This is a genomic window from Rathayibacter caricis DSM 15933 (genome assembly GCF_003044275.1).
In the GTDB taxonomy this organism is placed as follows: Bacteria; Actinomycetota; Actinomycetes; order Actinomycetales; family Microbacteriaceae; genus Rathayibacter; species Rathayibacter caricis.
Genome location: NZ_PZPL01000001.1, coordinates 2,680,807 through 2,700,101 on the forward strand (window position 1 = coordinate 2,680,807; position 19,295 = coordinate 2,700,101).

Consider the following 19,295-nt stretch of genomic DNA (forward strand, 5'->3'; position numbering starts at 1 on the left):
GCTCAGCCCTCGGGCGTCCCGGTCGTGTCGAGGGTGTCGGTCTCGGACACGTTCGTGCACTCGCCGACCTTCGGCAGGTAGGACACCGATTCGGCCAGGTCGACGACGGCCGAGGTGCCGGAGGCGCGGCTCTGGTCGACGGTGATCTCGACGGCCGGATCGCGCCCGTACGTCGTCAGCGTGTACACGTCGTCGGCCGCCTGCGACTCGTCGATGATCCAGTCGACCCCGCTGACCGAGACGCAGAGGTCGGTCGTGGGGCCGGGCACCTCGACTCCGCAGTGCAGGATGACCGCGGCCGGGGTGCCCCAGGCGCCCGTGCCCTGCGCGTTCGTCTCGCGCTCGGGCTGGCCCGCCACAACATCCGGCAGTCGGACCGAGACCTCGGCGCACTCGGTGCTCGTCGCGTCCGCGGCCGGTTCGAGTGCGACCGGGGCGGAGCAGCCGCTGAGCAGGAGCACGGAGGACAGGGCGGCGAGGGGGCAGGCGAGGCGGCGGGGGGACATCGCGAGCCAGGCTAGCGTGTCAACCATGGCACCGGATCAGAGCTCCACCGCGGCCGACCCCGCCTCCCCGCCGGCCGCCCCGTCGCTGGCCGAGCTGAGCGAGAGCGAGGTCCTGGCCCGGGTGCTCGCCCGGCTGTCCGCCGGATCCTCGGGTGCCGAGACGCTGGTCGGGCCCGGCGACGACTGCGCCGTGGTGCGTGCTCCCGACGGCCGCTTCGTCGTCACCACGGACATGATGGTGCACGGCCCGGACTTCCGGCTCGCGTGGTCCACTCCGTTCGACCTCGGCTGGAAGGCGGCGGCGTCCAACCTCTCGGACGTCGCGGCGATGGGCGCCCGCCCGACGGCGCTGGTGGTCGCGATCGCCGCGCCGCAGGAGCTCGGCGTCGACGTGCTGGAGGGGATCGCCGACGGTCTGGCCGCGGGGTGCGCGGCGATGGCTCCGGGCTGCGGGGTGGTCGGGGGAGACCTCTCGGCCTCGGCGACCCTCACCCTCTCGATCACCGCGTTCGGCTCGCTCGACGACCGTGCGCCCGTGCTGCGGAGCGGAGCCCGTCCGGGTGACGTGCTGGCCGTGGCGGGGAACCTGGGCGCGGCGGGCCTCGGACTGCGGCTGCTCTTCGAGCGGGCGCAGGAGGACGGAGTGCCGTCCGTGCGACGCGCGGCGCGGCTCCGGGAGCGGCTGCCGGCGGTCCTCGACGCGCAGCTGCGGCCGACCTCGCCGATCGCGGCGGGGATCGCCGCCGGCCGCTCCGCCAGCGCGATGATGGACGTCTCCGACGGCGTCGTCCTCGACGCGCGGCGGATGGCGCGTGCGAGCGGAGTGGTCCTCGACCTCGATCCGGCGGCGGTCGACGCGCATGCGGCACCGCTGACCGACGTCGACGGGATCGATGGGGCGCTCGCTCGCTCGCTCGTGCTGGGCGGCGGCGAGGACCACGCGATGCTCGCCTGCTTCCCGGAGGGCGTCGCGCTCCCCGTCGGCTTCACCGTGCTCGGGCGGGTCCGCGAGGGCGCTCCCGAGGTCCGGCTCGGCGGAGCGGCTCTCGAGGACCGCGGCGGATGGGACCCCTACCTCGGCTGGGACGGCGCCGCGGGGTGACCCGCTAGTCGGCCTCGGAGCGGGAGGCCCACCAGATCGTGGTGTCCCCGTAGTCCTTGCGGCGCTCGCGCTCGAGTCCGGCGGGCCACGTCGGCTCCGGGCTGCGGGAGCTCCGCTCGACGACCACGACGGCGTGCTCGTGCAGCAGCGGCAGCACTCCCGCCAGATCGGCCGCGAGCTCCTCCTCGGTGACGTCGTAGGGCGGGTCCAGGAGCACCGTGTCGGCGAGCAATCCTGCGGCGCGGTCGAGGAACGAGCGGACGGACGAGGTGACCACCTCGATCCGCGGGCGCGGCAGCCGTCCGGCCGCAGCCGCCGAGACGACGGCCCGGGCGTTCGCATCGATCGTCCGGGCGGCGGAGGGATCGCGCTCCACGAGCACCACGTAGGCGGCTCCGCGGCTGGCGGCCTCGAGCCCGAGTGCTCCGGATCCGGCGTAGAGGTCGAGGACCGTCGCCTCGTCGAGGGCGTCGCGCGCCTCGAGTGCCGAGAAGACGGCCTCGCGGACACGATCGCTGGTGGGACGGGTGCCGGCGCGCGGGACCTTGAGGGTGAGCGACCCGGCGTAGCCGGAGATGATCCTGGTCACCGTCCGAGGATACGGGGGCGCCCGCAGCTGGGAGACCGCCCGATCCGACCGCCCGTTACCGGTTCGAGACTGAGAGAATCGATGATCATGACGTCCCTGGATGACACCCTCGCCCCTGTCGGCGGCCCCGCGGGCCCGAGCGGGGCTCGGGCGCCGATGTCCCGCGAGGAGTTCACCGCCCACTGCGGTGCGATCCTCCGCAATCTGACCAGCGTGATCGACGGCAAGGACGACGAGGTCTCGATGGCGCTGACCGTCTTCCTCGCCGGCGGCCATCTGCTGATGGAGGACGTGCCGGGCACCGGCAAGACCGTCCTCGCGAAGTCTCTCGCCGCCTCGGTCGGCGGCAGCGTCGCCCGCATCCAGTTCACCCCGGACCTGCTGCCCTCCGACGTCACCGGCGTCTCGGTGTACAACCAGGCGACCCGGGACTTCGAGTTCAAGCCCGGCCCGGTCTTCGCGAACATCCTCATCGGCGACGAGATCAACCGCGCCTCGCCCAAGACGCAGTCGGCCCTGCTCGAGTGCATGGAGGAGCGCCAGGTGTCGGTCGACGGCATCACGCACCTCCTCCCTCGCCCCTTCGCGGTCGTGGCGACGCAGAACCCCGTCGAGATGGAGGGGACCTACAGCCTCCCCGAGGCGCAGCGCGACCGCTTCATGGCCCGGCTCTCGCTCGGCTACCCCGACGAGCGCGCCGAGCTCGAGATGATCCGCACCCGAGACGCGGCCAGCCCGCTCGACGCTCTGCGGCCCGTCGTCACGCGCGACGAGCTCGAGCGGATGATCGACTACGTGCAGTCGGTCTACGTCGCGCCCCCCGTGCAGGAGTACGTCGTCGCGATCATGCAGGCGACGCGCATCGATCCGGAGCTGCGCCTGGGCGGGAGTCCCCGCGCGACGCTGCAGCTCATCGCCGCGGCGAAGTCGCTCGCCGCGATCAACGACCGCGACTTCGTCGTGCCGGACGACATCGACGCGCTCGCGGTGCCCGTTCTCGGACACCGCCTGCTCCCCGCGACCCGTCTGCCGGGACGCTCCGGTTCGGGTGCCTCGCACTCGGTGACCGAGATCGTGCAGCGGATCCTGGCGTCGACGCCCGTGCCCTTCAGCGGCCGTGGCGACTGAGCGCCGCGGCCTCGACGGGCCCTCTCCGCGCATCGGCTCCCTCCCCGCGCTGGGCGGGGTCGCGCTCACGCTGCGCGGCTGGGCCTTCGTCGTGCTCGGCACGGCGGCGATCGTGGCCGCGCCGCTGGTGGACTTCCGCGAGCTGCTGTTCATGGGGCTCGTGCTCCTCGGACTGCCCTTCGGGGCCGTCGTGTCGCTCGCGGTCTCGACGCCGGTCGTGCAGGTGCAGCGGCGCTTCGAGCCGCGCGTCGTGGCGGTCGGCGATGTCGTGGACGTCGACGTGGTGCTCGAGAACCGCGGCGGGCCGCTGCGCTCGGCCCGCGCCGAGGACCGGCTGACGCGGAGGGACCGCGGCGACGACTCCGGCCGCTCCGTCGCGAGCGGCGGGTTCGGACTGCCTCCCGTGGCGCGTGCAGGACAGCGGTCGAGCCGCGTCCGCGCCCGGTACCGCCTGCCCGCGGGACGACGCGGGATCCACCGCCTGGGCCCCCTGCGGATCGTGCGCAGCGAGGCCCTCGGGCTGGCTCTGCGCGAGAGCATCGTCGGCTCGGCGCAGCCGTTCGTCGTCACTCCGCGCGCCGTGCCGCTCGAGAGCGACGTGCTCGACGCGTTCGGCGCCGGCGGATCGAGCCCGGTCGCGCACGCGACAGCAGGATCGGGCACCGACGACGTCATCCCGCGCGACTACCGGCCCGGCGACGCGATGCGCCGGGTGCACTGGCGGGCGAGCGCGCGCTCGGGCGAGCTGATGGTGCGCCAGGACGAGCAGAACACCGATCCGCACGCGTGGATCCTGCTCGAGTCGCGGGCGAGCCGCGTCCTGGACCGGCCCGCCGGTGACGGCCGTCGAGCGCGCGGCGACGGCGACCGGCTCGAGTGGGCGGTCTCGATGACCGCCTCGCTGGCCGTCCACCTGCTCGACCGCGGATTCGAGACCCACCTCGTCGAGACCGGCGCGGGGCCCGACGTGCAGCACTCGGAGGACGAGCGCGAGGTCGCGCACGACGTCCTGCTCCGGCTCGCGGAGCTCGTGCCGTCCGAGGAGTCGGCCGACGCCGCCGCGCGGATCGCCGGCGAGATGCGCGAGGCCGGGGGAGTGCGTCCGGTCTTCGCCGTGCTCACCCGCCTCCGCGAGGAGGACCTGGACGCGCTCTCGTCGCTCGCCTCGCACGCCCGGCCCGCCATCGCGTTCCTCGTCGAGGGGACCGCGGAGGAGGAGGCCGCGCTCTCCTCGCTGGGGTGGTACCCGGTCGCCGCGACCGCGCGCACGAGCATCGAGGAGGCCTGGTCCGAGGCCCTCGCGCTGAGGGCGATCGCATGAGCCGGCGCACCGATCGCGACCCGCGGGCCGGCTCCGCCCTGCTCTCGCTCCTGCTCTGGCTCGCCCTCGTCTCGGCGGCGTCGGGCACGGGCCGACTGCTCGAGGGCGTCGGCTGGCTCGTCCAGCTGGCCCTCGCCGTCGGAGTCGTGCTCGCGGTGCCCGCGGGTGCGCGGGCTCTCCGCGCGCACCCCGTCGTGCCGCCCGTGCTCGGCACGCTCACGGCGGTCGTCGTCCTCACCGCGATGTTCGTGCCGGCGCGCGCACTGTTCTTCCTGCTGCCGACCCCGGCGGCGATCGCCGACGCGCAGACCCTCGCGCAGGCCGGATTCACCTCGATCGCCCAGCAGGGCCTGCCCGCCACCGCCGACAGCGGCATCGCGTTCCTCCTGGTGGGCGGCGTCGTCGTCCTCGCCTGGGCCGCCGACCTCTTCGCCTTCTCGGTGCGGCTGCCCGCGCTGACCGGGCTGTTCCTCCTCGCGCTGCTCGCGGTGCCGGCGATCATCGACCCCTCCGAGGTGTCCTGGCCGAGTCTCGTGCTGACCGCGCTGGCCTACGCCGGGGTGCTCGCCGCGGGATCGCGTCCCGAGCGCCGGGCTCCCGCCCGCCGGCTGTCCGCCGCCTCCGCCCTGCCGTCGGTCGCGGTCGTCGGAGTGGTCGTCGTCTCCGCGGGGCTGCTCGCGGGCTCCGCATCCGGCTACGTCCGCACGCCGTCCTCCTCCGGGGTCTCGGGCACCCTGTTCAACGGGTCGATCGATCCCGTCGTGGCGCTGGGCGACGACCTGCGCCGGCCCAACCCGGTGACGGTGCTGCGCTACTCCACCGACTCCGATCTGCCCGTGTACCTCCGCGTGCTCACGGTCTCGGACTTCGACGGCGAGAACTGGGCGCCGAGCGGCACGGAGGCGACGGCCCCGGTCGAGGAGCCGATCGCTCCCGAAGGCCTCGCCGAGAGCGTGCCGCGCGAGACCGAGCAGGTCGAGGTCGAGGTCGAGACCCTCCGCAGCCAGTGGCTGCCGGTGCCCTACCCGGTCTCCTCCCTCGAGGGCGTCGGGGACGGCTGGCTGCAGGACGTGCAGGACGGCTCGATCCGCGGCGACGCGACCACCCGGGCCGGCGACGAGTACCGGGTCGAGGCGCTGCGCCTCGCGCCCGACCCGCAGCAGCTGCTCGCCGCACCGGCGTCGGGCGACGCCCTCGAGCGCTACCTGGCTCTCCCGGCCGACGTGCCCGACGTGGTGGGCACCACCGCGGCTGAAGTCACGGCCGAGGCGGGGAACGCGTACGACCGGGCGCGCGCGCTGCAGTCGTTCTTCCGCTCCTCCGAGTTCACCTACTCCGAGGACACCCCGGCCGAGGAGGGCTACGACGGCGACGGCGTGGGCGTCCTCGAGGCGTTCCTCGAGGTGCGCGAGGGCTACTGCGTGCACTTCGCCTCGGCGATGGCGGTCATGGCGCGCGAGCTCGGGATCCCGTCCCGCCTGGCGATCGGCTACCAGCCGGGATCCGTGGTGCCCTCCTCCGGCAGCGACCTGACGGACTACCGCCTGCTCTCCTCCGATCTGCACGCCTGGCCCGAGCTGTTCTTCGAGGGCGTCGGCTGGCTGCCCTTCGAGCCCACTCCGAGCCGGGGCGCTCCGGCGTCGTACACGCTGCCCAGCGCGACGTCCTCGACCGGCGCGACGCCCGGGGCGTCGGCCGGTGCCGCTCCCGAGCAGTCCGAGGAGGCCGAGGCGACCCCGACGCCGACCGTGTCCTCCGCCACGGCGACCCCCGGTGCGGTCGGCTCCTCGACGGCGGCGACGGCGCCCGTCGTCACCGCGTGGGTGCTCCTGCTGCTCCTCCTGCTGGTCCCGTGGCTCCTCCGCACCGTTCAGCGCTCGCTCCGGCGGCGTGCGGCCGACGGGGGATCCGCGGAGGCCGCCTGGGCGGAGGTGCTGGCGAGCGCCAGGGATCTCGGCGTGCCGGTCGAGGAGACCGACTCCCCGCGTGCGCAGGAGGCGCTGCTGCGCGACGCCCTCGGCGAGGACGCCGCCGCGCGGAACGACCTGTCGCTCCTCCGCGACACGGTCGAGCGGGCGCGCTACGCCCCTGTAGCCGCCTCGGAGGCGGCGGGCTGGGCCGCCGGTGCGCGGGTGGTGCGGGCGCTGCGGATCGCGGCGGGCGCTCCGCGCCGCGCATTCGCCGCGGTGCTCCCGCGCTCCGCGCTCGGCGCCTTCTCCCGCGTCGGACGTCCGAGCTCCGACCTATGATCGACGGGTGATCCCGGACCCCCTCGACGCCTCCCTCGCGCCGGTGATCGGCCCGCGCACGGCGACCGCGGTCGAGAAGGCGTTCGGCTACCGCACCGTGGGCGAGCTGCTCGGGCACTACCCGCGCCGCTACGCGCAGCGCGGCGAGCTCACGGAGCTCTCGCGGCTCCCGGTCGGCGAGAGCGTCACGATCGTGGCGGAGGTGCGCGAGGTGCGGGAGCGGCCGATGCGCAACCGCCGCGGCTCGCTCCTGGAGGTCGTCATCTCGGACGGCACGGGCACGCTGTCGCTGACGTTCTTCGGGCAGCCGTGGCGGGCGGCGAAGCTGCGCCGCGGCGTTCGCGGCATCTTCGCGGGGACGGTCTCGATGTTCCGCGAGACGGTGCAGCTCACGCATCCCGACTACCGGCTCTTCGAGGACGAGGAGGCCGCGACCGCCGAGGCCGACAAGGGATCGGCGCTGGCGAAGGACTGGGCCGAGCGCCCGATCCCGATCTACCCGGCGACGAGCGCGATCTCGAGCTGGCAGCTGCAGGCCGCGATCGGCGTGATCCTCGACGGTCTGCGCGACGTGCCCGATCCGATGCCGGAGTCGGTGCGCGCGAGTCGCTCGCTGATGCCGCTCGGCGAGGCGCTCGAGCTGATCCACCGTCCCGCGCGCGAGGGCGAGGAGAGGCGGGCGCGCGAGACGCTGCGGTTCCACGAGGCGTTCCTCCTGCAGCTCGCGCTCCTCGAGCGCCGGGCCGCCGCGCGGGCGACCCCCGCGACCCCGCGCGTGCCCGGGCCGGGAGGCTGGCTCGAGCGCTTCGACGCGGCGCTGCCGTTCTCGCTCACGGGCGACCAGCGCTCGGTCGGCGCCGAGATCGCCGCCGACCTCGCGGGCGAGAGCCCGATGTCGCGACTCGTGCAGGGCGAGGTGGGCTCGGGGAAGACCCTCGTGGCGCTGCGGGCGATGCTCGCGGCCGCCGAGAGCGGCGGGCAGGCCGCGCTGCTCGCGCCGACCGAGGTGCTCGCCGGGCAGCACCTGCGCTCGATCGTGCGGACGCTCGGGCCCGAGCTGTCCACCGCGCTCGTGCCGACCCTCCTGACGGGCGGTCTCGGAGCGGCGGAGCGGCGCGCGGCGCTCCTGCGGATCGTCTCGGGCACGGCGAAGATCGTCGTCGGCACCCACGCGCTGCTGGGCGACAAGGTCTCGTTCTACGATCTGGCGCTGGTCGTGATCGACGAGCAGCACCGCTTCGGAGTGGACCAGCGCGACGCTCTGCGGCGCAAGGGGGCGCAGCCGCCGCACGTGCTCGTGCTCACGGCCACGCCCATCCCGCGCACGGTCGCGATGACGGTGTTCGGCGATCTCGACACGTCCACGATCCGCGAGCTGCCGGCGGGGCGCCCGGGCATCACGAGCCACGTCGTGCCGCTCACCGACAAGCCGGGCCTCATCGCCCGGGCGTGGGAGCGCGCCGAGGAGGAGATCCGGCAGGGCCACCAGGTGTACCTCGTCTGCCCGGCCATCGAGCCCGGCGAGGTCGCGGAGGGCGCCGCGGCGACGGCTCCGGAGGAGGCGGCCACCCCGCTCTCGACGGTCGCGCAGACGCTCGAGGGCGTGCGGTCGCACGCCCTCCTCAAGCACCGCCGCTCGGCCGCCCTGCACGGACGGATGAGCGCGGAGGAGAAGGACGCGGTCATGCGCTCCTTCGCCGCGGGCGAGATCGACGTCCTCGTCTCGACGACCGTGATCGAGGTGGGGGTCGACGTGCCCAACGCGTCGATGATGATCGTGCTGGACGCCGAGCGCTTCGGCGTCTCGCAGCTGCACCAGCTGCGGGGGCGCATCGGGCGCGGCGGCGTACCGGGGGTGTGCCTCTTCGTCACGGCGGCGGAGGCGGGCACCACGGCCCGCGAGCGGGTCGAGGCCGTCGCTGCGACGCTCGACGGCTTCGAGCTCGCCGAGGTCGACCTCGAGCTGCGGCGGGAGGGCGACGTGCTGGGCGACTCGCAGTCCGGCGGCCGCTCCTCCCTCCGCCTGCTGCGCGTCGTGCAGGACGCGCACTTGATCGTCGAGGCCCGTGCCCTCGCCGAGCGGCTGCTCGAGGAGGACCCCTCGCTCTCGGCGCACGACCGGCTCCGCGCCGCGCTCGAGCGCCGCGTGCAGGACCGCGACCGCGAGTTCCTCGCGAAGAGCTGACCCCGGACGGGTGGCGTCCGCTCCCGGGAGGGCGACGGAGTCGGCCGGTACGCTGTCGGTATGGCCCGCATCGCCGTCGTCCCCGGCTCGTTCGACCCCGTCACCCTCGGCCACCTCGACGTCATCGAGCGCGCCGCCCGGCTGGTCGACGAGCTGCACGTGGTCGTCGTCCACAACCCGTCGAAGACCGCGCTGCTGCCCATCGCCCAGCGCGTCGCCCTGATCGAGCAGTCGATCAGGGAGGCGGGGATCGAGGGCTCGATCGTCGTCGCGTCGTGGAGCATGGGCCTGCTGGTCGACTACTGCGTCGACGTCGGCGCGAGCATCCTGGTCAAGGGCATCCGCTCGCAGGTCGACGTCGCCTACGAGACGCCGATGGCGATCGTGAACCGCAACCTCGCGCACGTCGAGACCGTCTTCCTCCTGCCCGACCCGGCGCACGCGCACGTCTCCTCCTCCCTCGTCCGGCAGGTGTCCTCGCTCGGCGGCGACGTCTCCCCGTACGTGCCCCCGGCGGTCGCGGCGTACCTCTCGGCCTGAGCGCCGCGTCGGGCGAGCGCTCGGGGCGGGGGAGAATGGAGCGATGAGTGCGACACGCGTCCAGGCCTGGGCCCTCGACGGGATCCCCGAGGTCTCGCCCGGTGACGACCTGCTCGAGCTGATCCTCGCGGCCGTCGCCGGCGCCGCCGAGGAGGACCGCCCGCGGGGCGGAGACGTGCTTGTCGTCACGAGCAAGATCGTCTCGAAGGCCGAGGGTCGCGTCGTCGCCGCCGAGGACCGCGAGGAGGCGATCACCGCCGAGACCGTGCGCGTCGTCGCCACCCGCGCTCACGCGCACGGGATCACCCGCATCGTCGAGAACCGGCTGGGCATCGTGCAGGCCGCCGCCGGCGTCGACGCCAGCAACGTCGCCGAGGGCACCGTGCTGCTGCTCCCCGTCGATCCCGACGCCTCGGCGCGGGCTCTGTGCGGGGGCCTCCGCGAGCGCCTCGGAGTCGAGGTCGGGGTCGTCGTCAGCGACACCCTCGGCCGCGCGTGGCGGGTCGGGCAGACCGACGCCGCGATCGGCGCGGCGGGACTGCACGTGATCGACGATCTGCGCGGCGCCGTCGACGCGCTCGGCCGCACCCTCGGTGTCACGATGCCCGCCGTCGCGGACGAGATCGCCGCGCTGGGCGACCTCGTGAAGGGCAAGTCGAGCGGGCGCCCGGTGGCGGTCGTGCGGGGGCTCGGGCGCTACGTGACGGGGCTGGACGCTCCGGGCGCGCGGAGTCTCACCCGCACCGGGCCGGAGGACATGTTCCGCCTCGGCGCCGACGAGGCGTACGCCGAGGGCCGGGCGGCGGCTCGCGCGGAGCTCGGGGCGGCTCCGGAGTGACCGGACGCTGGAGCGCCGTCGTGGCCTTCAAGGGCCGCGGCACGTCCAAGACCCGCCTCGAGCTCGAGGGGAGGGCGGCGCTCGCGGAGGCGTTCCTGCTCGACACGCTCGCGGCAGTCACCGCCGCGGAGCGCGTCGGGACGATCGTGCTCGTGACCTCGGACGAGGCCGCCGCCTCGCTCGCCCGGCACGAGACCCCCGGGCTCGTCGTCGTGCCCGATCCCGGCGCGCTGAACCCGGCAGTGACGGCCGGGATCGAGGCCGCCCTCCTCCTGGATCCCTCCGCGTCCGTCGTCGCCCTGACCGGCGACCTGCCGGCGCTCGATCCCGCGACGCTCGACGAGGTGCTCGCGGCGGCCGCACCGCTGCCCGCCGTCGTCGCGGACCGCGCGGGAACCGGCACCACGGCGCTCCTGGTCGGGGCGACGGAGCGCGTCGACCCGGCCTTCGGACCCGGATCCCTCGCCCGTCACCGATCGGCGGGCTGCCGCGTCCTCGACGTCCCCGTCGGGTCGACCCTGCGACTCGACGTCGACACGGTCGAGGACCTGCGGGACGCGGAGGCGGTCGGAGTCGGCCCCCGGACCGCGCTCGTGCTCGCGGCAGCGGCCTGAGCTCACTCGGCGAGCAGTCCCCGCTCGAACGCGTCCGTGAGCTCGCGGTCCAGGCGCAGCCCGACTCCGTCGACCGAGCGGATCGGCACGGCGCGGCGGGTGCTCGAGACGAGCCACGCGGAGTCGGCGCCGCCGAGGGCCGCGGCGGGCAGCTCCCGTCGCGCGGTCTCGAGCCCACGGCCGGTGCCGATGTCCAGGATCCGGGCGACCGTCGTGCCGTCGAGGATGCCGGAGCCCGCGGAGGGCGTCAGCAGCGCACCTCCGGTGAGCAGGACCAGACTCGACGTCGCTCCCTCCAGGAGCAGCCCGTCGCTCGTGCGCCAGACGACGTCGTCGGCTCCACGGCGGTGCGCCTCGCGCAGGGCGGCCCGGGTGACCGCGCCCGAGGTCGACTTGACGCCGCCGAGGAGCCACGGAGCCGCCTCCTGCGCTCCGCTCGGGTAGCCGCGGTCGAGCACGACGACGGCGACCCCATCGCGCCGGAGGGCGCTCGCGTCGGCGGTGGGCTCGGCGCGCACCGTGCAGCGGGCGGCGGAGGCGCGATGGCTGGCGACCAGGCGCACCGACAGATCGTCGACGGCGTCGTGCTCGGCGACCGCGAGCGCCACCGCCGCTGTCCAGGCCACCCGGGGCGGCAGGGCGAGGTCCACGGCCGCCGCGGAGGCCTCCAGTCGGCTCAGGTGCTCGTCGAGACCGTGCGGGCGGCCCCGGAGGACAGCGAGGGTCTCGAAGACGCCGTCGCCGCGCAGGTAGCCGGGCTCGTCGACCGCGACGAGTCCGTTCGAGGGATCGCGCAGGACGGCGGTGCCGGAGTCGTCGATCTCGACGAGGACGGGGGAGGTCATGCCCCCATCCTGGCCCGCGCGGTCGGTCAGCGCCCGGCGAGTCCCGCGCGGACGTCCTCGGGGGAGGAGAGCTCGCGGCGCTGCTCCTCGGGCCGCACGCCCGCGCTGACGAGAACGTCCGCCGCGGCGAGCGAGGAGACGTCCAGCGCCGTGAGGGCGCCTATCTCGGCGACCGGCACCTGGAACGTCCTGAACACCCCGAGGCCGGGGACCGCGCTCTCGCGCACGGTCTCGACGAGCTCCGACTGGTCGAGGAGGTACGCGCTCGTCGCGAGGCCCTCGCCGTCCGGACTCCAGGCCGCGATCTTCCAGAACAGGCGCGGGATGCCGACACCGCGGTAGACCGGATCGCCGTCGGCCAGCACGGGGCCGGTGAACACGCTCAGTCGGGACCGCGAGGTCTGCGCGTACTCGAGGACGAAGTCCTCGAGCCCCAGCCACAGCTCCTTCGACTGGTTGAACCCGCTCGCCTGCGGGGCCGCGTTCGTGTAGCAGAAGCTGTCGTAGTTTGCGGCGCGGGCCTCCTCCGGCTCGCCCCAGACCGGGTCTCGGCGGCGGACGAGGTGCCCGCGGTCGAGGTCGTTCCGGGCGTAGACCTCGGGACCGGTCTGCTCCGACTCGGGCACCCGGTCGTCGAGGTGCCAGTCGTCGCCGCGCCCGAGGTCGAGCAGCGCCGCCCCGTCGATGTTCACCGCGGTCGAGAGCGCGAGGCGCCGCACCGGATCGAGCAGGACCTCGAAGTGCGTGTACGCCAGCACGCGGACCGGGCGGTCGGCCGAGGGAGCCGGCGCGACGAGCGGCGCACCGAGGAACGCCGGGTCGAATCCGGTGCTCATCCGTCGACGTCCGGAGTCGTGGTCGCCGTCGGGACCGCGGTGGCCGTGGCGGTGGGCTCCGGCACCGGCGTCTCGGTCGCGGCCGGAGCCGTCGCGGTGGCGGTCGGCGTCGGCTGCTGCGTCTCGGGCGCCGGGGCGGGCACCTGGGAGCCGTTGCTGATCAGGAGCGTGATGCTCGAGTAGCGCGCGATGGCGGTACCCGAGGCGGGGTCCGTTCCGGCGACCGTGCCGGCGGGAGCGGCCGAGTCGACGGTGGCGCCCTCCTCCACGTCGAAGCCGAGGTCCTCGAGGACCTCCGTCGCGGAGTCGACCGATCGGCCGGTCACGTTTGGGATGGTCACCTGGCGGCCGTTCAGCAGGGCCGAGCTCGGGTCGGCGAAGTCGTCGCCGCCGTACTTCTCGTCGGCCCGGGTCATCACCGCGTTCCAGATGTAGTGGCGGAGGTTCGAGGCGTAGGCGCGGTTCCCTGTCTCGGTGCTGCGCACGCGCACCTGGCGCATGGAGGCGTCGCCGGTGATGTTGCCGACCCAGACCACCGTGGCGACCCTCGTCGACGCGCCGTCCATCCAGGTGTGGATCGCGTCGTCGGTCGTGCCGGTCTTGCCGATGTGCTCGATGCCGTCGTCGGGATCGGACGCGGCGGCGGTGCCGCCGGTCACCACGTCCTGCAGCGCGTCGTTCGCCACCGCGGTGAGCTCGGGGGAGAGGGCCTGCGTGCAGGTCGACACGGGCGCCTGCACGGGCGCGCCCGCCGCATCGGTGATGGTGTCGATCGCGATCGCGGTGCAGGCGGCGCCGTTGTTGGCGAAGCCGGCGAAGGCGGTCGCCATCGAGAGCGGGGCGATCTGGTCGGCCGAGCCGAGGATGGCCGACGGGAGGTACTGCAGCTGCGCACCGGACGCCGTCTTCACGCCGAAGGCGGCCGCCTGGTCGCGGATCGCGCACAGGTCCAGCTGCTGGGCCATCGCCACGTAGACGGTGTTGATGGAGCGCATGGTGCCCTGTAGCACGCTGAAGACGCCGGTCTCGTCGTCGTCGTTGCTCACCGGGAACTCGCCGTACCACTCTCCGTCGGGAGCGCACGACGCGGGGAACTCCTCGAAGGTCCGCTCGCGGCCGTTCACCGTCTCGTAGATGGTGTGACCGTTCGCGATCCACTGCGCGAGCGTGAAGACCTTGTAGGTCGATCCGACCTGGAACCCGTTCGAGCCGCCGTACGCCGTATCGGTGTTGAAGTTGATCGCCGAGAAGTTCTCGCCATTCACCGAACCGGCCGCGTCGTAGTCCTTGTTCTGCACCATCGCGAGGATCCGGCCCGTGCCGACCTCCATCGAGACCGTCGAGCTGCCGATGTTCACCTCGTCGATCGGGGTCTTCGGCACCCACTCGTTCGTGGCGGCGGTGGCGACGTCCTGAAGATCGCGGTCGAGGGTCGTGTAGATCTTGTAGCCGCCGCGCTGGAAGTTCGCCAGGCGCGTCGCCTCGTCGGCGCCGAACGCCGGATCGTTCTGGATGACCCGCGAGACGTAGTCGCAGAAGAAGGCGGCGTTGCCCGCGGTCTGGCAGCCGGTGGGCGTCTCCTTGATCGCGGGCACGACCTCCTCCGCGACCGCGGCGTCGTGGTCGGCCTGCGAGATCTTCCCCTCCTCGAGCATGCGGCCCAGCACGTAGTCGCGGCGCTCCTTGTTCGCGGGGATGTTCTCGGGCACGTCGATGCGGAGCCCGTTGGGGTTGTTGACCGTGGCGATGAGGCTCGCGGACTGCGCGAGCGTGAGAGCGGAGGCGGTGGTCGAGAAGTAGTACTCGGCCGCGGCCTGGATGCCGTACACCTGACCGCCGAATCCGGCGATGTTGAGGTAGCCCAGCAGGATGTCGTCCTTGCTGTACTTCTTCTCGAGGTCGACGGCGAGCTTCATCTCCTTGAGCTTGCGCGCCGGAGTGGTGGCGGTGGCCTCGTCGTACGCCGCCTGCGAGGCCGCCGGGTCGCTCAGCGCCTCGGCCTGCTGGATGAGCACGTTCTTGACGTACTGCTGCGTGATCGACGAGCCGCCCTGCAGGTCACCGCCGATCACGTTGCTCACCACGGCGCGGATGGTGCCCTGCAGGTCCACTCCGCCGTGCTCGTAGAACCGCGGGTCCTCGGTCGCGAGGGCGGCGTCCTTGACGGACTGGGCGACCTGGTCGAAGGCCACCTCCTCGCGGTTCTGCGCGTAGAAGGAGGCGAGGAGCCCGTCGGTGCCGTCGGCGTTCTTCGCGTAGATCTCGGTCTTCTGGGCGAGCTGCCCCAGCTCGAGGTACTCGGGCACCGTCTCGAACAGGCCGATCGGATTGTTCGAGGCGAGACCGGTGACGGCGAGAGCGGGGGTGACGCCGACCGTGATCAGCAGACCACCGGCGACGCTCGCCCCGACGATCCCGAGGACGCGGGCGAGCACGCCGCCGCGGGCGGTTCCTTGCGCAGACATGGCTACGAGAGTAGGCGACGAGCCTGAGGAGCGCTCGCCGGAGCGCCCGGGAGTAGCGTGAGCGGATGAGCCGGACCCGCACGTGACCGCCGCCGCACCCGCCTCGCCCGAGGAGGAGCGCCGCCGCCGGGCCGTCCTCGTCGTCGCGATCTTCGCCTCCTTCGTCGCCTTCCTCGACGGCACCGTGGTCAACGTCGCCCTGCCCGCGATCACCGACGAGCTCGGCGGCGGGCTGGCCGTCCAGCAGTGGGTGGTCGACGGCTACCTGATCACCCTCGGCGCGCTGATCCTGGTCGCGGGGTCGCTCGCGGACCGCATCGGCCGGGCCCGCAGCATGATGATCGGCCTGGTCGGCTTCGGAGTCACGTCGCTGCTCTGCGCCGTCGCCCCGACCGCGGAGGTGCTGATCGTCGCGCGGATGCTGCAGGGCGCGGCCGGCGCGATCCTCGTGCCGAGCTCGCTGGCCCTGATCATCGCCACGGTGCGCGGTGCCGCGCAGGCGACGACGATCGGCGCGTGGACCGCGTGGACCGGCACCGCCACGATCGCGGGCCCGGTGCTCGGCGGACTGCTCGTGGACGCGGGCTCCTGGCGCTACGTCTTCGCCCTCAACGTGCTCCCGATCCTCGTGACGATCGTGCTCCTGCGCCGCCTCGGGCACGTCGACACCGGCAGCAGGGTGCCGATCGACGGGGTGGGCGCGGTCCTCGGGATCGTCGGGCTCGGCGGTCCGGTCTTCGCGCTGATCGAGCAGGAGCGGCTCGGCGCCACGGATCCGCTCGTGCTGGGAGCGCTCGTCGTCGGGCTCGCGGCGCTCGTGGGGTTCGTCGTCTGGGAGCGGCGGGCACCGCATCCGATGCTGCCCCTCTCGCTGTTCGCCTCGCGCAACTTCACCGTCGGCAACGTCGCGACCGCGTTCGTCTACGGCGCGCTCTCGTTCGGATTCTTCGCCCTCGGGCTGTTCCTCCAGCAGAGCCTCGGCTTCTCGGCCACGCTCGCCGGACTCGCCACCCTGCCGCCGACGATCCTGCTGCTGCTCTTCTCGCAGGTGTCCGGATCGCTGTCGGCCCGCTTCGGACCTCGACTGTTCATGGGGCTCGGGCCGCTCGTCGCCGGCGGCGGGTTCCTCCTGATGGTCGGGGTCCGCGAGCCGGCGGACTACCTCACCCAGCTGCTGCCGGGGATCCTGCTGTTCGGTCTCGGGCTCGCGGTCACGGTCGCTCCGCTGACGTCGACGATCCTGGGCGCGGTGGCGAGCGAGCACAGCGGAGTCGGCTCCGCCGTGAACAACGCGGTCTCGCGGATCGCGGGGCTGGTCGCGATCGCAGCGACCACCCTGGTGGTCGGCGACACGCTCGACGACGGCGGCTTCTCGCGCGCGGCGCTGGCGACAGCGGTCCTGCTGATCCTCGGCGGACTGGTCTCGCTGCTGGGGATCCGGAACCCGGCGCGCGAGCCCGCATCCGCCACGCCCGGGCCGTCGAAAAATTAGTTGTAGCTACATGGAATAGCCGGATCCTCGATACGCTTGCATGTATCGGACGGGGAGCAGCTCTCCGCATCGACCACATCCTCGAGGAGTAATCATGACCGACACGCTTTCCATCCCCGGTTACAAGGCCGGCTCCTGGGTCATCGACCCCACGCACAGCGAGGTCGCCTTCAGCGTCCGCCACCTCATGATCAGCAAGGTCAAGGGCAAGTTCGAGCGCTTCACCGCGACGTTCACGACCGGTGAGAACCCGCTCGACTCGACCGTCGAGGCCACCGCCGAGGTCGCCTCCATCAACACCAACGAGCCCAACCGCGACGGACACCTCCGCACCGGCGACTTCTTCGAGGCCGAGACCTACCCCGAGATCCACTTCGCCTCGACCGGCGTGCGCGCGAACGGCGACGACTTCCTCGTCGACGGGAACCTCACCATCAAGGGCGTCACCAAGCCGGTCACCTTCGAGGTCGAGTTCGGCGGCTTCGGCACCGACCCCTACGGCAACTACAAGGCCGGTCTGACCGCGAAGACCACCATCGACCGCACCGACTTCGGCCTCACCTACAACGCCGCGCTCGAGACCGGCGGCGTCCTCATCGGCGAGAAGGTCACCATCACCCTCGACCTGCAGGCCGCGCACCAGGCGTAGTCCGCTCCGTCCGCTCCGACGCCGTCCGCTCCCTCGGGAGTCGGACGGCGTCGGCGTTCCCCGGGGAGCGCGACTGATCGGTCAGAGCAGTCCGAGCTCCGTCAGCTGCTCGGCGATCCCGGCGCCGTCCGGCGCGTAGACCCAGTGGGTGCCGCTGGTCTCGGAGCGGTCGGCCGCCTTCGAGCGGCCACCGGCCAGCACGGCCTCACCCGTCGACAGCTGCCGGATCGCGATCGCCGCGACCTTGTCGGGGTGCTCGCTCGCGAAGTCCGAGTAGATCTCCTCGTCGTGCTGGCCGTCGTCGCCGACCAGCAGCCACTGCACGTCCGGGAACTCGGCGGCCAGGCGGCGGAGGTTCTGCTCCTTGTGCTGCTTGCCGCTGCGGAACCAGCGGTCGTGCGTCGGCCCCCAGTCGGTCAGCAGCAGCGCGCCGGCGGGGTAGAGGTGGCGCGAGAGGAAGCGAGTGAGCGCCGGAGCGACGTTCCAGGCCCCCGTGGAGAGGTAGATGACGGGCGAGCCGTCGTTCTGCCGCGAGAAGCGGTCGAGGAAGACCGCCATGCCCGGCGTGGGCATCCGCGCGTGCTCGTTCAGCACGAAGGTGTTCCACGCGGCGATGAAGGGGCGGGGGAGCGCGGTGACCATGACCGTGTCGTCGATGTCCGAGACGACGCCGATCCGCGCCTCCGGCCGCACGATGAACACGGGGGCCTCGACCGGCTTCGCGTCGGCCGTGGTGAAGGTGATGGTGTGCCAGCCGGGCTCGAGCGTGATCGGGATGTCGGAGTCGACCACGCCGCCGCGGTCGGCCACGATGTCGTGCCGCTGCCCGTCGACCTCGACGGACACGACGGCTCCGCTCACGAAGACGCTCGTGAAGCTCCGCCAGCCGCGCACGCCCTCGACCGGCCGCACCTCCTCGGATCCGGGAGGGGTCGGCCGCGTGTAGAGGACACGGGCGAGCACGCGGAGCTGCCCGGTCGAGCCGTAACCGGTGTAGGGGATCACGCGGGCGACGTAGCCGCGACGCTTCACGCGGCGCATCCGGAAGCGGTGGATCGCGTCCTCGAGGCGTGCGGCGCGGTGCATGACCTCGGCCGCTCCCGCGCTCATGGGCTTGCTTGCAGGCGTCAGCGGCATCCGCCCAGTCTGGCAGACGGTGCCTCCCGCCGCCGAGTGCTCCCGGCGGCGCCCGTCAGAGGGGCCGGATGAGCTCGGGGCCGTTGTTCGACACGGTGCCGACCGCCGGGCCGACCTCCGCGATCCCGAGCTCCTCGGCCAGCTCCGCCGCGCCGTCGGCGGCCGCGCGCAGCAGCGAGCCGTCGGGCTCCGCCAGCGGGTCGAGCCAGTCCTCGATGAGCTCCGGCTGCAGCAGCACCGGCATCCGCTCGTGCACGTCGATGAGGGCACCTGCCGAGGGGCGAGTGAGGATCGTGGCCGACAGCAGCCACGGCGAGCCGGGTGCCGCCGCGCGCCACCACTCGTACACGCCCGCGAAGAGCACCACGGAGTCGCCACCGGGAGAGACGAAGACCGGGGTCTTCGCGCCGTCGGCGCCGACGCGCCACTCGTACCAGCCGGAGGCGGGAACGATCGCCCGGCGGGCGGCGTAGGACTCGCGGAAGGCCGGCTTCTCGGCGACCGACTCGATCCGCGCGTTGAACAGCGGCGCCCCGGCCGACGGATCGGCCGCGGAGCGGGGCACCAGGCCCCAGCGGGCTCCGGCCAGGCGCCGCCTCGGCGGGCTGCCCTCCTCGACGCCCTTCATCGACTCGGCGACCACCGAAATCCGCTGCGTGGGCGCGATGTTCCACGACGGGCTGGGCAGGTCCTCGCCCACATCGTCGATGTCGAAGAGCGCGACGAGGTCGGCCGTGGTCTGCGAGAGGACGAAGCGTCCGCACATGGGTCCTCCTGATGAGGGCGGTCCGTCCGTCCG

The 19,295-nt window shown here is 73.4% G+C and carries 17 protein-coding genes; 10 read left to right on the forward strand and 7 right to left on the reverse strand.

All coding sequences use genetic code 11. The features are described 5' to 3' along the window. Positions 1-2: 2 nt before the first annotated feature. Entirely contained in the window at positions 3-533 is a 531-nt protein-coding gene (locus C1I63_RS12425; RefSeq protein WP_244907059.1) for a DUF3515 domain-containing protein, read from the reverse strand. On the opposite strand from C1I63_RS12425, the gene thiL reads away from it, so the two are divergent. Next, the gene (gene thiL / locus C1I63_RS12430; RefSeq protein ID WP_107574988.1) at positions 532-1,608 is read left to right on the forward strand and encodes a thiamine-phosphate kinase; all 1,077 of its coding nucleotides are present in this window, start codon (positions 532-534) and stop codon (positions 1,606-1,608) included. The genes C1I63_RS12425 and thiL overlap by 2 nt on opposite strands. A 4-nt stretch (positions 1,609-1,612) precedes the next feature. On the opposite strand, the gene rsmD is transcribed toward thiL, so the two are convergent. Beyond that, entirely contained in the window at positions 1,613-2,197 is a 585-nt protein-coding gene (rsmD, locus tag C1I63_RS12435; protein WP_055793007.1) for a 16S rRNA (guanine(966)-N(2))-methyltransferase RsmD, read from the reverse strand. 156 nt (positions 2,198-2,353) lie between these two features. Here rsmD and C1I63_RS12440 point away from each other — a divergent pair, with 156 nt between their 5' ends. The 7 genes from C1I63_RS12440 to cofC are packed head-to-tail and all read left to right on the forward strand — an operon-like array spanning position 2,354 to position 11,072. Further along, positions 2,354-3,325: an AAA family ATPase gene (locus tag C1I63_RS12440; protein WP_244907211.1), complete on the forward strand. Its 972-nt coding sequence runs from the start codon at positions 2,354-2,356 to the stop codon at positions 3,323-3,325. Continuing rightward, positions 3,315-4,646, forward strand: coding sequence for a DUF58 domain-containing protein (locus C1I63_RS12445; RefSeq protein WP_107574990.1), 1,332 nt, complete (start codon positions 3,315-3,317; stop codon positions 4,644-4,646). The genes C1I63_RS12440 and C1I63_RS12445 overlap by 11 nt, the downstream gene beginning before the upstream one ends. Further along, complete coding sequence (locus tag C1I63_RS12450; protein ID WP_107574991.1) at positions 4,643-6,895, forward strand: transglutaminase TgpA family protein; 2,253 nt, start codon at positions 4,643-4,645, stop codon at positions 6,893-6,895. The genes C1I63_RS12445 and C1I63_RS12450 overlap by 4 nt, the downstream gene beginning before the upstream one ends. 7 nt (positions 6,896-6,902) lie before the next feature. Next, on the forward strand, positions 6,903-9,080 hold the full coding sequence (locus C1I63_RS12455) for an ATP-dependent DNA helicase RecG (RefSeq protein WP_372488100.1): 2,178 nt from the start codon (positions 6,903-6,905) through the stop codon (positions 9,078-9,080). Between the two features lie 60 nt (positions 9,081-9,140). Then, the gene (gene coaD / locus C1I63_RS12460) at positions 9,141-9,620 is read left to right on the forward strand and encodes a pantetheine-phosphate adenylyltransferase (protein WP_055792997.1); all 480 of its coding nucleotides are present in this window, start codon (positions 9,141-9,143) and stop codon (positions 9,618-9,620) included. A gap of 43 nt (positions 9,621-9,663) precedes the next feature. Continuing rightward, positions 9,664-10,458: a coenzyme F420-0:L-glutamate ligase gene (locus C1I63_RS12465; protein WP_107574992.1), complete on the forward strand. Its 795-nt coding sequence runs from the start codon at positions 9,664-9,666 to the stop codon at positions 10,456-10,458. After that, positions 10,455-11,072 carry a 2-phospho-L-lactate guanylyltransferase gene (cofC, locus tag C1I63_RS12470; RefSeq protein ID WP_211315623.1) on the forward strand — a complete coding sequence of 206 codons (618 nt, stop codon included), beginning with the start codon at positions 10,455-10,457 and terminating at the stop codon, positions 11,070-11,072. The genes C1I63_RS12465 and cofC overlap by 4 nt, the downstream gene beginning before the upstream one ends. Positions 11,073-11,074: 2 nt before the next feature. Here cofC and C1I63_RS12475 read toward each other — a convergent pair whose 3' ends face one another. From C1I63_RS12475 to C1I63_RS12485, 3 genes are read right to left on the reverse strand one after another with little or no spacing between them, the layout of a single operon-like run. Then, entirely contained in the window at positions 11,075-11,917 is an 843-nt protein-coding gene (locus C1I63_RS12475) for an aminotransferase class IV (RefSeq protein WP_107574993.1), read from the reverse strand. Positions 11,918-11,943: 26 nt separating this feature from the next. Then, positions 11,944-12,753 carry a DNA/RNA non-specific endonuclease gene (locus C1I63_RS12480; protein ID WP_107574994.1) on the reverse strand — a complete coding sequence of 270 codons (810 nt, stop codon included), beginning with the start codon at positions 12,751-12,753 and terminating at the stop codon, positions 11,944-11,946. Continuing rightward, positions 12,750-15,218 (reverse strand): transglycosylase domain-containing protein, encoded by a 2,469-nt coding sequence (locus C1I63_RS12485; RefSeq protein ID WP_107574995.1) that lies wholly within the window; start codon positions 15,216-15,218, stop codon positions 12,750-12,752. The genes C1I63_RS12480 and C1I63_RS12485 overlap by 4 nt, the downstream gene beginning before the upstream one ends. An 82-nt stretch (positions 15,219-15,300) precedes the next feature. Here C1I63_RS12485 and C1I63_RS12490 point away from each other — a divergent pair, with 82 nt between their 5' ends. Both C1I63_RS12490 and C1I63_RS12495 read left to right on the forward strand, forming a co-directional pair. After that, on the forward strand, positions 15,301-16,710 hold the full coding sequence (locus C1I63_RS12490; RefSeq protein ID WP_211315624.1) for a DHA2 family efflux MFS transporter permease subunit: 1,410 nt from the start codon (positions 15,301-15,303) through the stop codon (positions 16,708-16,710). A gap of 94 nt (positions 16,711-16,804) precedes the next feature. Continuing rightward, complete coding sequence (locus C1I63_RS12495) at positions 16,805-17,359, forward strand: YceI family protein (RefSeq protein WP_055792972.1); 555 nt, start codon at positions 16,805-16,807, stop codon at positions 17,357-17,359. 81 nt (positions 17,360-17,440) lie between these two features. Here C1I63_RS12495 and C1I63_RS12500 read toward each other — a convergent pair whose 3' ends face one another. Together C1I63_RS12500 and C1I63_RS12505 are read right to left on the reverse strand one after the other, a co-directional pair. Beyond that, on the reverse strand, positions 17,441-18,496 hold the full coding sequence (locus C1I63_RS12500; RefSeq protein WP_055792970.1) for an App1 family protein phosphatidate phosphatase: 1,056 nt from the start codon (positions 18,494-18,496) through the stop codon (positions 17,441-17,443). A gap of 55 nt (positions 18,497-18,551) precedes the next feature. Then, positions 18,552-19,262, reverse strand: coding sequence for an SOS response-associated peptidase (locus tag C1I63_RS12505; RefSeq protein ID WP_107574996.1), 711 nt, complete (start codon positions 19,260-19,262; stop codon positions 18,552-18,554). Positions 19,263-19,295 lie beyond the last annotated feature (33 nt).